Origin of the sequence: Brevibacterium sp. R8603A2 (assembly GCF_023072605.1) — a bacterium.
In the GTDB taxonomy this organism is placed as follows: Bacteria; Actinomycetota; Actinomycetes; order Actinomycetales; family Brevibacteriaceae; genus Brevibacterium; species Brevibacterium pityocampae.
On the sequence record NZ_JALLGN010000013.1, the window covers coordinates 80344 to 92390 of the forward strand.

Consider the following 12047-nt stretch of genomic DNA (forward strand, 5'->3'; position numbering starts at 1 on the left):
AAATCCTGCGGTTCCGTTCTCAGGAACCGCAGGATTTTGCCGTTTGGCTGTGCCGCAGTGCTGCGCGGGGTGGCGGGATCAGTAGCGGTAGTGCTCGGGCTTGTAGGGGCCCGCCACGTCGACGCCGATGTACTCCGCCTGCTCCTTGGTGAGCTCGGTGAGGTGCGCGCCGAGCGCCGGGAGATGGAGGCGGGCGACCTTCTCGTCGAGCACCTTCGACAGCCGGTGCACGCCCGGCCGGTAGTCGTCGTGGTTCGTGAAGAGCTCGAGCTGGGCCATGACCTGGTTGGTGAACGAGGCGCTCATGACGAACGAGGGGTGGCCCGTCGCATTGCCGAGGTTGAGCAGTCGGCCCTGCGAGAGCACGATGAACGAGGTCTCCTCCCGGTCGAGCCCGAGCTCGGCGGGCACCGGGATCGTCCACTCGTGGACCTGCGGCTTGATCTCGACGATCTCCACGCCGCTGCGCTTCTCGAGGCCGGCGAGATCGATCTCGTCGTCGAAGTGGCCGACGTTGCCGACGATCGCGCCGGGCTTGAGGCGGGTGAGGAGATCGGTGTCGACGACCCGGGTGTTGCCGGTGGTGGTGATGACGAAGTCGGCCTGCCCGATCGCGGCCTGCGCGTCGACGACCTCGTAGCCGTCCATCGCCGCCTGGAGGGCGCAGATCGGGTCGATCTCGACGATCTGCACGCGCGCCCCCTGGCCGCGCAGCGCCTCGGCGCTGCCCTTGCCGACGTCGCCGTAGCCGATGACGAGCGCGACCTTGCCCCCGATGAGCGCATCGGTGGCGCGGTTGAGGCCGTCGGGCAGGGAGTGGCGGATGCCGTAGCGGTTGTCGAACTTCGACTTCGTCACCGAGTCGTTGACGTTGATCGCCGGGAACGGCAGGCGGCCGGCCTCGGCGAGGCGGTAGAGCCGGTTGACGCCGGTGGTCGTCTCCTCGCTCACGCCGAGCAGCCCGTCGCGGATCCGGGTCAGGCGCCCGGCGTCCTCGGCCAGCGACTCGCGCAGGCGGGCGGCGAACACGCGGGCCTCCGCGGAGGCGTTCTCACCGGGCTCCGGCACGCCGCCGGCCGCCTCGGCCTCCGCACCCTCCATGACGAGCATGGTGGCGTCGCCGCCGTCGTCGAGGATGAGGTTCGCGCCCTCGGGGAAGCGGAAGATCTGGTCGGTGCACCACCAGTACTCCTCGAGCGTCTCGCCCTTCCAGGCGAACACCGGCACCCCGGCGGGCTCCTCGACGGTGCCGGAGCCGACGACGACCGCGGCGGCAGCCTCGTCCTGGGTGGAGAAGATGTTGCACGAGGCCCAGCGGACGTCGGCGCCGAGCGCCATGAGCGTCTCGATGAGCACGGCGGTCTGCACGGTCATGTGGAGGGAGCCGGCGATCCGGGCGCCGCGCAGGGGCCGGGCGTCCCCGTACTCCTCGCGCAGGCTCATGAGACCGGGCATCTCGCGTTCGGCCAGGCGGATCTGGTGGCGGCCGGCCTCGGCGAGGGTGATGTCGGCAATGCGGTGTTCGAGCACGTGAGTCCTTACTGTCCGTCGGGTGTGCGTCCAGTCTAGGGTCGATCGTCGGCGCGGACGAGTGCGAGCACCTCGGCGGTGAGGGCAGCGGTGCGCGCGGCGTCCGGGGTCTCGCAGTTGAACCGGACGAGCGGCTCGGTGTTCGACGGACGCACGTTGGCCCAGAAGTCCGCGCCGGTGAGCGTCACCCCGTCGAGCTCGTCGAGCGTGCCCGCGCCGAACGCCCCGGCACCGGCAGCGGCGCGGAACCGGGCGAGCGCGGCGGCCGGGTCCGCCACGGTGGAGTTGATCTCCCCGGAGCCGGCGTAGGGGTCGAGGTCGGCGAGCAGCGCGCTGAGCGTCCCGCCGGTGTCGGCCAGCGCGGCGATGACGTGGCAGGCGGCGAGCATGCCGCTGTCGGCGCCGGAGAAATCGCGGAAGTAGAAGTGCGCGGAGTGCTCGCAGGCGAACACCGCCCGGTGCTCGGCCATGAGCTGCTTGATCCCGGAGTGGCCCACCGGGGTGCGCACCGGCCGGCCCCCGGCCGCCGCGACGGTCTCCGGCACCGCGCGCGAGGTGATGAGGTTGTGGAGCACCACCGGGGCGTCCTCCCCGGCCGCGCGAGCGCGGGCGATCTCCCGGCGGGCGACGAGCGCCCCGATCGCCGAGGCCGAGGTCGCCCGCCCGGTCTCGTCGATGACGAAGCAGCGGTCGGCGTCGCCGTCGAAGGCGAGCCCGAGGTCGGCACCGGAGTCGACGACGGCGCGCTGCACGTCGACGAGGTTGGCGGGGTCGAGCGGGTTCGCCGGATGGTTCGGGAAGGTGCCGTCGAGCTCGGTGTACATCCCCCGCACGTCGAGGAGGACGGGAGCGGCGAGCGCGGCGGTGCCGAACACCTCGGGCAGGAGCTTGCCGGCCATCCCGTTGCCGCAGTCGGCGATCACGGTGAGCGGCCGGCGAAGGCCAGTGATGCCGGTCTGCGCGCGGATCGTCTCCGCATACCCGACGGCGAGCTCCCGGGCCGCGTCCGGGTCCGGCCGGGGTTCCGCGGCCGCCGCCGGGTCGCCGGCGGCGGGGTCCGGCGGGGCGTCGAGGGCGGAGTCGGCGATCGCGTCGAGGCCGCCGGCGCGGGAGATCCCCGCCGCGTGCGGGCCGCACACCTTGATGCCGTTCCAGCCGCTCGGGTTGTGGCTCGCGGTGACCATGAGGCCGGGCAGGCCGGAGCGCCCGGAGGCGAAGTACAGCTGGTCGGTCGAGCACAGGCCGAGCAGGGTGGGTGCACCCCCGGCGGCGGCGACCCCGCGGGCGAGCGCGCGGGCGAATCCCAGGGAGTCCGGGCGCATGTCCGCGCCGATGACGACCCCGGCGGTGCCGTGGCGGGCGCGCATCGTGCGCACCGTGCCCCAGCCGAGCGCGAACAGCAGGTCGTCGTCGAGGTCGTCGCCGACCCGGCCGCGCAGGTCGTAGGCCTTGAGCGCGCGGGACAGCCGGGAGGAGCGGTCCGTCATTCCTCGGGGTCCCCGACCACGCGCAGGTGGCCGTGGCTCCGCGCGACGGGGGCGGGCCCGGCGGCCGGCGCGGGCTTGGGCCGAGCGGCCTCGCGCACGGCGTCGGCGATCGCGAGCAGGTCGTCGCGGCTGCGTTCGGGCTGCTCCTCGCCGGCCCCGAGCCGGATGAGCTGCCAGCCCTGCGGGGCGATGAGGCGCTCGGCGTGGCGGGAGCAGAGGTCGTGGGCGCCGGGCTCGGCGCGCATCGCGAGCGGACCGATGACCACGCAGGCGTCGGCGTGGACGTACGTCAGGGTCCACGCGGCGCTGTTCGCGCAGTTCGTCTTGGAACACAGTCTCACTCCGGGCACACCACGAGAGTCTAATACAATCGGCCCCATGTCCCGCTCCCACGCCCGCGACCGGCACGGCCGCGGCCTGCGCGGGGAGATCTTCTCCGCCCCGGTGCCGAGCGCGCGCTCGCGCGCCGCGCGCTTCGACCGCCTCGCCGCGCGCATCATGGACCGGATCCGCTCCCGCGCGGACGGCGAGCTCGACGGAGTCGTGCTCGCCGTCGACCGGGTGCCCCCGCCCACCGGTGCCGTCGAGCTCGGACGCGTGTTCCCGGCCACTCCGGGCCGGCCGGCGACGATCGTCGTCCACCGGCTGCCGATCGACTCGCGCTGCGCGGACCGCGAGGAGCTCGTCGACCTGCTCGGCCGGATCATCGGCGAGCAGGCCGGGCTGCTGTGCGGCCGCGATGCCGCCGAGCTGTGGCCCGAGGCGCGCGGCTGACCCCCGCCCGCCGCGCCTGCCGTCCCGCGCCCGGCGCACCCCGGCGCACGCTCAGTGCCCGAGGCGGATGTCGCGGTAGCCGATCCCGGTGGGCGGCTCAGGCACAGCGAGCCCGCTGATCCCGGCCTCGCTCACTGCCATCGCCGCGGCATGGACGCGCACCCCGTCGGGGGTGTCGAAGCGCAGCCCGGTGACGGTCTCCCCGAACAGCGCGCTCGGCGTCACCGTGCTCGCCCGGTCCGGGGACAGGTCGACGGCGTGCGGCTCCGTGCTCGTCCCGTCCTCGCGCACCCCGGTGAGCACCACCTCGCCGTCGGCGCTGCCGAGCACGACCTCCGCCGCCGGCCCGCGCGGCAGCAGGAGGAGCTGGCCGGCGCGCAGCGGAGCCGTCGCGGGCACCTCGGCGAAGTCGCCGCCGGCGGTGAGGCGGGTCCCGGCGTGGACGGGGGCGTCGGCGCTGATCCGCACGATCCCGGCCGGGACCTCGCCGAGCGCGACCTCCACGGTGCCGTGGGCCGGGATCGCCGCGGAGCCCGCCTCGATCTCCACCGGGCCGTCGGCGCCGAGGTACTCGATGCGCGCGCTCGCCGCGGTGTCGCCGGGGTTGACGATCCGCACCGCGGCGGAGCCGGCCGCGGCGAGGGGGACCTCGGCGGTGGTGCCGGCCGGAGCGGTCGGAACCCCGTACTCGATGCCGAGCGCGGTCAGACCGTCGCGCTCGATCTGCTGGAGGGCGGCGGTCATGAGTCCGCCGGCGGCGCGCAGCTCGATCCCGAGCACCTCCTCGTCCGGGGCGAGCGCGCCGAGCTGGACGGCACGCTGCTCGCCCGGCGCCAGGCTCAGCGCGTCCTCCCCGGCGGCGGGGACGCGGCCGTGCGCACCGCGCAGCGCGATGTCCACGGTGATCGGCGAGGCCGAGGGGTTGCCGATGAGGAGCCGGGAATCGGCGCCGGCGGCGGTGCCGCCGGCGGTGAGCACCGCGCGGGTGGCCGGCCGGGTGCAGCTGAGCGCGGCGAGCCCGGCGAAGTCCCCGGAGTCGGCGGCGACGGTCTGTGCGGCGGACACGAGGGCGGGGTGCTCCTCCGCGGCGAGCCCGGTGATGCGGGTGGGCGCGTCGACGAGGTCGTCGCCGGTGACGAAGCCGCGGGAGGTGCCGACGGTGAAGTTCTCCGCCCCGTCGAGGGACTCCGAGCGCAGACCGGCGGCCTGCGCGGTGCCGTCGGGGGCGGAGGTGAGGACGGTCGCCGACTGCACCGTCGCCGGCGGGGCGGGATCGGTGGAGAACTCCGCGTCGGTGCCGGCGGCCTCCTCCGCCGTCTGCCAGGGCCCGGGGCACACGGACACGGTGTCCGAGGCGGGCAGCCGGATCTGCTCCGGGCCGCGCTGCACGGAGCCTCCCGCGAGCGGGGTGAGGAAGCCGGTGGCGGCGATGAGCACGCCGGGCACCGCGATCCCGGCGAAGGTCACGAGGGACCGCAGGTTGCGCTCGCTGATCATGTCCCGGCCCTCCTCGGCGGTGCGGTGCGGCGGACCGGGACGGCACGGCTGCCCCCGGTGCGCAGCGGTGCGTCCGACCGGCCGAAGGGCAGCGCGGTGATGACGGCGAGTCCGAGCACGACGAGGCCGGTGACGGCGAGCACGGTGTGACCGGCCCGGCGGTCCTCGAGGGTGCCGCTGCCGCCGGCGACGGGGACGGCGTGGGCGGTGCGCCACCCGGCCTCGGCCGCGGGCAGCGGCGCGCCGCCCAGGCGCACCGAGGTGAGTCCTGCGCGCTCGGACACGATGAGGGTGCGTCCGTCCTCGCCGGCGGGGATCGTGAACGCCCCGTCGTGGACCTCGACGGGTTCGACGCTCCCGTCGGGGTGGACGAGGGAGACGGCGGAGATCGGCGCGCCGTCGGTCTCGACCTGCCACAGGCGGCCCTGCGCCGAGTCGCCGAGCCGGGTCAGCCCGGTCGACACCGACACGTCCCGGCTCAGCGAGTCCTCGGCGGTGTCGCGGACGACGACGAAGCCCACGGCGAGCTCCTGCAGCGCCGGGCGCACATCGGAGCCGTCGCCGGCGGTGAGGCCGCCGATCGCGGTGGCGAGCGCGGTGTCGGCGGCATCGAGGGGCTCGGGGCGGCGGTCGAACGGCCCCCCGCCGATCCGCTGCGCCTGGTGGAGGGTCGCAGTGGTGAGCACGGTCCCGGTGCCCGGCCCGGCGAGCTCGCCGTAGAGCTGGCCGTCGCGGGTGTCGAGGACGAGGGTGCGCTGGCCGAGCGGGCCGGTGGCGCGCTCGGTGGCGAACGCCGGCAGCGGGGAGTCCGGGGTGCGGGTGAGCGCGAGCCCGCCGAGCAGTGACTGGGCGGTGAATACGCCGAGCACGAGCAGGGCGGCGCCCGGGACGAGGATGCGCAGGCTCACCGAGCGCAGCCGGGAGGCGCGGTCGAAGTCCGCCGGCCACAGGGCGCAGGCGATGAGCCCGACCGCGCCGAGCCCCATGAGGAGCAGCGAGTCGCCCGGGTAGGAGGCGATGAGCCGGTCGGCGGTGAGCCCGGCCTCGAGCGCGGACTGCACGATCCCGCCGGCGAGCCCGGCGCAGTAGAGCGCGGTGGAGGCGAGCAGCAGGCCCAGTGAGTTCTTCACCCGGGTGAGCGCGAGCGCCCCGGCGAGCAGGAGCGGGAGCATGAGGGCGAGCAGGATCCACGGGGTGAGGCCGTCGGGCAGCCACTGGTCGAGGAGCGCGGACCCGGGCCGGGCGGCATAGCCGAGACCGAGCTCGTAGCTCGCCGGGGTGGCGAAGTCGAAGGGTGCGCCGGGGTTGGTGAGGAACACATCGAGGTGGCGCACGGCGGAGACGAGCCAGGGGGCGAACAGGCCGAGGGTCGGCAGCAGGGTCCAGACGAGGCCGGGGCGGCGCAGCACGACGAGGAGCACGAGGAGCGCCGCGGTCACCGGCAGGACGAGGAACGGGGCGCCGGCGAGCACGACGGCGAGCGCGAGTCCGGCCCCGGCGGCCGCGGTGGCGCGGCGCAGGCGCACGGCCCGTTCGAGCGCCCAGCAGGCGACCGGCGCGAGCAGCCAGGCCACGACGGTGCCGAGGCGGCCCTCGAGCAGGGCGAGGAGGAGCGCCGGGGAGCAGGCCCAGACGAGTGCGAGCAGCCCGCGGATGCCGGCCGGCGGTGCGAGACGCGCGGCGCACAGGTACATGATGAGGGCCGCACCCGGCAGCGCGGCGAACCACAGCACGCGCACGAGCAGGTCGAGGTCGCCGAGGAACGGCAGCGCGGCGATGAGCAGGACGGTGAGCAGCGGGTCGGCGGGCAGCGCGGAGCCGAGCCCCTGGCGGTCGACCGGGGTGAGGATCCGGTCGAGGACGGCGCCGGCGGGGACGTCGAGGCGCGGGAGCGCGCCGCCGGTGAGCGCACCGGGCCCGGCGAGCGAGTGGAGCATGAGGCCGGAGGCGATCCCGGTGGCGACGAGGACCGCGGTGAGCGGGTGGAGGAGGAGGCTGCGGCGGCCGGCGACCTCGATCGTCGAATAGCGCGCGACCTCGCCGGCGGTGTCGAGCGGACCGGCGTCGCGCTCGTTCTCCGCGGCCGGCTCCCCGTCGTCGCGCAGCTCGCGCCGGGCGATCTCGAGGGCGTGCCGGCTCGCGAAGAGGACGGATGCGGGATCGCGGCCGGAGCGGGTGCGCCGGACCCGGGCGGTGGCACGGGCGTCGGCCGGGAGCGCGAGGAGGGCGCGGAGGTTCCAGGCCGCGCGGCGCGGGTCGTTGGCCAGCAGGCAGCCGAGGGCGGCGAGGAGCGCGGCGGCTCCGAGCCGGACCATCGTCCAGGTGGTCCGGGACCGCGGGGTGAGCGCGAGCCGGTACCGGTGCTCCTCGCGCAGGGCGCGCGGGCTCGGCAGGGGGCGGGCCGAGGAGCGGTACGGCCCGGCCTCGGGCACGGCGACGACCGCACCGGGCGCGAGCTCGATGCGGTACCCAGCGGCCCGGATCCGGCGGCAGTACTCGATGCCGCGGTACGCCGGGTCGAGCGCGGGGGACGGCACGCCGATGGCGCGCACGAGCGCGGCGGGGACGAGCATCCCCGGGACGTCGACGGCGAGCACGTCCTGCCGGCGATCGTACTGACCGGCGTCGGTCTCGCCCGGGGTCACCGGGTTGACGCGCAGGCCGTCGGGGGTCGTGGTGACCCCGGCGGACACGAGCAGCGGGGCTGTCGGACCGGCCGTCGTGACGACGGGTCCGACGGCACCGAGGGTCTCGGCGGTGTTGAGCGCCTCGATGAGGAGCGGGAGCGCGTCGGGATCCGGCTCCGCGCCGGGGGTGAGGAACCAGACGTACTGCGAGCGCTCGAGGACGGGCGCGGAGGCGGCCTCGGCGTGGGTGTGGACGCCGGCGCGCGCCGGGCCGGAGGACATCGCGAGGAAGCCGGTGACATCGGCGTGGTCCCGGCGCAGCGCGGCGAGCCTGTCGGGTGCGATCGGCCCGTCGTCGAGGTCGACGACGACGGTCACCGCAAAGCTCACACCACCTGCTTCTTCAGCCGGCGGCGCTCCCTTTCCGACAGTCCGCCCCAGATCCCGAAGCGCTCGTCGTTCTCGAGCGCGTACTCCAGGCACTGCGTGCGCACCTCGCAGGAGGCGCACACCTTCTTCGCCTCACGCGTGGAGCCGCCCTTCTCCGGGAAGAACGCCTCCGGGTCCGTCTGCGCGCACAGGGCCTGGTCCTGCCAGGACAGCACGCCGTCCTCGAGTCCGCCGAACAGCAGCGAGAGCGGGGACACGGCGGCCTCGGCCTCGGACCGGGTCGGGATCGGCGAGAGATCCGTGGGGTCGAGCGAGAGCGGGTCCGGGACGAAGCCGGGCGCCGGGCGGGTCGGGTCGACGAACCAGTCCTCCGCGGTGCGCTCGGTCACCGACGGATAGTGCGGCGCCCGCCATTCCTCTGCGTGATGTCGCGCTTCTGACACGATTTCCCCCTGCTCTGCGTTCGGGTCCGGACGGCGCTGCCGCCGCTCCGTTCCCGGTTTTCCCCTACCGAAATTACACGCGTGTCATTACCCATAAGTCAACCCCGCGAGTGCTAGATGGACCGGCCCGCGTCTCGCTATTCGAACAGGCGTTCCCCGGCGTTCCGGCACATGTCACTACATCTTGGGCTGCGGCACCCGCTGGACCACAACCTGTGGGATCTCCGGCACCGGCGGGAAGTTTCCCATGATTGTGACTGTTAGCTCGAGTTGGCGGCTTTCTGCAGCTGGAGGTGGCGGCTTCAGGTGATGCCGATGACGAGCGTGGAGCGGGCGGCTTCGACGACGTCGTCGGTGATGGTGTTGAGATCGTTGATCTTCATGATGCGTTCCATCTGGGTGAAGAGTCGGTCGACGAGGCGGAAGTTGCCGCGGGTGATGCGAGCGATCGCCGCGAGGGCTTGGGCGTCGGTGAAGTCGTCGGGGTCGAGGGTTTGGCCGAGTTTGCGCCAGCGGCGTTCGAGGACGAAGCGGAGTTCGTCTTCGGCGAGGGGCCGGTACTCGTGGGCGAAGCCGACGCGGCTGTAGAGCTGTGCGTAGCGGCTGAATTGCTTCTCGATTCCTGGCATTCCGATCAGGATGAGCGCGGTGTTGGTGCGGTCATAGCTGTCGCGTAGGTACTCCAGAGCGGCAGGGCGAAGTCGTTCGGACTCGTCAATCATGATGAGTTCGACGTGCTTGTCCCAGTGCATAACCGGTCCTTGTCGCGTGCCGTTCTTGTTCAGGTGTTGGTCGATGCAGATCGCCACGCGAGAGGTGATGTGGGTGAGGTCTTGCATGAACTGGCGAGGGCTGGCGAGGACCTGCGGGGTGTAGAACACGGTTCGCCTTTGGGCTAAGGCGGCGTAGACCTGGTGGTCCGAGTCATCGCGGGGCCCCCATTGTTCCAGGAGTTTCTCGGCCTTGTGCCAGTTGGCATATCGCCTGGCCGACAGGGTTTTGCCGATTCCTGCCTGCCCGTAGCAGATGCCGATGGTGTGTTGCCGGCGCACGGCATCGGCGAATTCGGCGAACCTGCGGTGTTCTTTGGTGGCGACGAATCGTTGCTGGGGCATCAGTCATCCTCAAGGTAGGTCCGCAGTTTCGGCTTCTTGTTGCTCGGACGTTCGACGGGAGTCGGTTGCGGCGTGGGTGGAGGCACCGGTTGGTGTCGGGTGACGGCGGCGAGGCGTTCGTTGATCTGGCCGCGCAGCTCGCGGCGTCGGGCGGCGCGTGCTGCCTGGACGTCTTTGAGGCTGACGGTGGCGGCGACGTGGTCGGGGTCGACGGCTTTGCAGATGTATTGGTCTTTGTGGAAGACGCGGATTTCTGAGATGTCGCGGGGATCGTAACGGATGATGACCGGCTCTTTGACGTAGGCGGCCAGCAGTGGAGACATATAGCGCAGGCCTTGGAAGTGGACGCCGTCGCGGTGGACGATGCGAGGTTTGGCTACGGTCAGCAGCAGCAGGTTGAGGTGATCGACAGTTTCGGGCAGGCGGGGCAGCCATCCGTCGCCGAGCCACGCTTGGTGCGGAGATGCTGTGATTTCCGGGTGCTCGCGCTGGTGATAGTCATCGGCGATGAACGCCCCGATGGCGTCGTCGAGGTCCGGCAGTGTCAGCACGGGGACGGGATGGCGGTGGCCCTCGGCGAGATGGCCCGGAAGGGTGGCCAGGAGTTCGGTGTTGATGGTGCCGAAGATCCGCTCGATTTTGCCGCGCCCCTGCGGCCTGGCCACTGCGGAGTAGATGATTTCGAAGTGCAGATCCTTGGCGGTCTGGGAGAGATGGTCGCTGGTGAAGTCGGTGCCGTGGTCGACGTAGAGCCGGTCGGGGATGCCGCACATCGGCCAGTGCGGGTCGTTCTTCGTCCAGATGCCGTGGCGGAGTGCCAGGGCAGTGTTCAAGGCGGATGGGGCGCCCAGGAACACCATGTAGCCGCATACTGCCCGGGAGTAGTCGTCGAGGATGACGGTCAACCACGGCCGGGCAGGTTTGCCGTTGGCGTCCTGGATGAGGATGTCGAGTTCGGTGTGATCGACCTGCCAGGTGGCGTTGGGGCGTTCTGCTCGGTGCCGCCATACGATTTCATAGGTGTCGCGGTAGGCGGCGCTGCTGCGGTGGGCCAGCGTGAGCATGCCGGGGTCCATCGCGGTGACGATGGATCGGACTGTGCTGTAGGAGACCGTCTCCCACCCGTGCATTTCCGCGATTGCGCGGGCTTTCCGGGTGATGGCTGCGGTCGACAGCCGTGGCTTGACCAGGGCGAGACCCTCGATCAGCGTCAGGAGTTCCGGATGAATTTTTCGCTCGCGCTTGGGTGGGGCGGTCGGGGAGAGTCCTGCGATGCCGTGGCGGCGGTATGCCGCATGCCAGCGTTGCAGGGTCCGGAGTCCGATTCCTTCGGTCGCGGCCAGCGTGGTCAGAGTTGTGCCGTCCTCGACGTGGCGACGCAGCACCTGCCAGCGGGCGGCCGCTGTGTTCTCACGTGTGGACGCACTCTCGGGGTTCGCGGGTTGAGTGCCTCCAGCCATGACTACACCGTCTTGGGTGACGCCTGCCGGCGGCGAGGCGAAGTGCCTCCGGGTTCACGACGCAGAGCGCGGTAGACCGTGGTGCGGCTGACGCCGAGGACCTCTCCGATCTGAGCGACCGTCATGTCCTGCTGCTCGTAGAGCTTGCGGGCTGTGCGAAGTTTGTCTTTCGTCAGCAGCGGCGGCCGGCCCCCGGTCCGGCCACGGGCGCGAGCGGCTTTCAGGCCGGCGTTGGTGCGCTCTCGGATGAGGTCACGTTCGAACTCGGCCAGCGAGGCGAAGATGTGGAACACCAGCCTGCCGCCGGATGAGCCGGTGTCGATGTTCTCCTGCAAGGACCGGAACTCGACCCCGCGGTCGCGCAGCTCAGCGAGCTGGTCGATGAGATGCCGAATCGAGCGACCGAGCCGGTCCAATCGCCACACCACCAGGGTGTCGCCCGGCCGCAACTGGTCGAGGAGCTTGTCCAACTCGGGACGCGATTCCAAAGATCCCGACGCAGTGTCGGCGAAGATGCGATAGCAGCCGGCCGCCTTCAACGCGTCATGCTGCAAGCTTGCATCTTGGTCGCCGGTCGATACTCGGGCATAGCCCAAAGTGTGGCTTCGTTCGCTTGGTGGCGGGGTTTTTGCAGCGCTCCGTGGCGGTCTTGTTGCCGCGATCACGCAGGACTGGCTGCAGGTAGGTGTCGCGGTCTGAACCGAGAGGGGTGCGCCCGGTCGGG

General features: G+C 72.3%; 10 protein-coding genes. 1 reads left to right on the plus strand and 9 read right to left on the minus strand.

Annotated elements, in window-relative coordinates:
• Nucleotides 1-78: 78 nt before the first annotated feature.
• From ahcY to MTQ12_RS12795, 3 genes are read right to left on the minus strand one after another with little or no spacing between them, the layout of a single operon-like run.
• Nucleotides 79-1530: an adenosylhomocysteinase gene (gene ahcY, locus MTQ12_RS12785; protein WP_247618904.1), complete on the minus strand. Its 1452-nt coding sequence runs from the start codon at nucleotides 1528-1530 to the stop codon at nucleotides 79-81.
• Nucleotides 1531-1565: 35 nt separating this feature from the next.
• On the minus strand, nucleotides 1566-3017 hold the full coding sequence (gene manB / locus MTQ12_RS12790; RefSeq protein ID WP_247618905.1) for a phosphomannomutase/phosphoglucomutase: 1452 nt from the start codon (nucleotides 3015-3017) through the stop codon (nucleotides 1566-1568).
• Entirely contained in the window at nucleotides 3014-3358 is a 345-nt protein-coding gene (locus MTQ12_RS12795; RefSeq protein WP_345032556.1) for a DUF3499 family protein, read from the minus strand. The genes manB and MTQ12_RS12795 overlap by 4 nt, the downstream gene beginning before the upstream one ends.
• A 37-nt stretch (nucleotides 3359-3395) precedes the next feature.
• Between MTQ12_RS12795 and MTQ12_RS12800 the strand changes: the two genes are divergently transcribed.
• On the plus strand, nucleotides 3396-3791 hold the full coding sequence (locus tag MTQ12_RS12800; protein ID WP_247618907.1) for a metallopeptidase family protein: 396 nt from the start codon (nucleotides 3396-3398) through the stop codon (nucleotides 3789-3791).
• A 51-nt stretch (nucleotides 3792-3842) separates the two neighbouring features.
• On the opposite strand, the gene MTQ12_RS12805 is transcribed toward MTQ12_RS12800, so the two are convergent.
• The 6 genes from MTQ12_RS12805 to MTQ12_RS12830 all read right to left on the minus strand — a co-directional run bounded on the left by MTQ12_RS12805 (nucleotide 3843) and on the right by MTQ12_RS12830 (nucleotide 11919).
• A complete protein-coding gene (locus MTQ12_RS12805; protein WP_247618908.1) occupies nucleotides 3843-5288 on the minus strand; it encodes a DUF5719 family protein in 1446 nt (481 codons plus the stop codon).
• Entirely contained in the window at nucleotides 5285-8305 is a 3021-nt protein-coding gene (locus MTQ12_RS12810) for a hypothetical protein (RefSeq protein ID WP_247618909.1), read from the minus strand. Before MTQ12_RS12810 ends, MTQ12_RS12805 begins: the two co-directional genes overlap by 4 nt.
• Entirely contained in the window at nucleotides 8302-8694 is a 393-nt protein-coding gene (locus MTQ12_RS15280) for a WhiB family transcriptional regulator (RefSeq protein ID WP_295689568.1), read from the minus strand. The genes MTQ12_RS12810 and MTQ12_RS15280 overlap by 4 nt, the downstream gene beginning before the upstream one ends.
• Nucleotides 8695-9050: 356 nt before the next feature.
• Nucleotides 9051-9863, minus strand: coding sequence for an AAA family ATPase (locus MTQ12_RS12820; protein WP_210047992.1), 813 nt, complete (start codon nucleotides 9861-9863; stop codon nucleotides 9051-9053).
• On the minus strand, nucleotides 9863-11323 hold the full coding sequence (locus MTQ12_RS12825) for a Mu transposase C-terminal domain-containing protein (protein WP_247618910.1): 1461 nt from the start codon (nucleotides 11321-11323) through the stop codon (nucleotides 9863-9865). The genes MTQ12_RS12820 and MTQ12_RS12825 overlap by 1 nt, the downstream gene beginning before the upstream one ends.
• A gap of 2 nt (nucleotides 11324-11325) precedes the next feature.
• Entirely contained in the window at nucleotides 11326-11919 is a 594-nt protein-coding gene (locus tag MTQ12_RS12830; protein WP_247618914.1) for a recombinase family protein, read from the minus strand.
• Nucleotides 11920-12047 lie beyond the last annotated feature (128 nt).

Coding starts and splice junctions, on each gene's coding strand:
- manB (WP_247618905.1), bottom strand. CDS start 3,017: ATGACGGACCGCTCCTCCCGGCTGTCCCGCGCGCTCAAGGCCTACGAC.
- MTQ12_RS12800 (WP_247618907.1), top strand. CDS start 3,396: ATGTCCCGCTCCCACGCCCGCGACCGGCACGGCCGCGGCCTGCGCGGG.
- MTQ12_RS12805 (WP_247618908.1), bottom strand. CDS start 5,288: ATGATCAGCGAGCGCAACCTGCGGTCCCTCGTGACCTTCGCCGGGATC.
- MTQ12_RS12820 (WP_210047992.1), bottom strand. CDS start 9,863: ATGCCCCAGCAACGATTCGTCGCCACCAAAGAACACCGCAGGTTCGCC.
- MTQ12_RS12825 (WP_247618910.1), bottom strand. CDS start 11,323: ATGGCTGGAGGCACTCAACCCGCGAACCCCGAGAGTGCGTCCACACGT.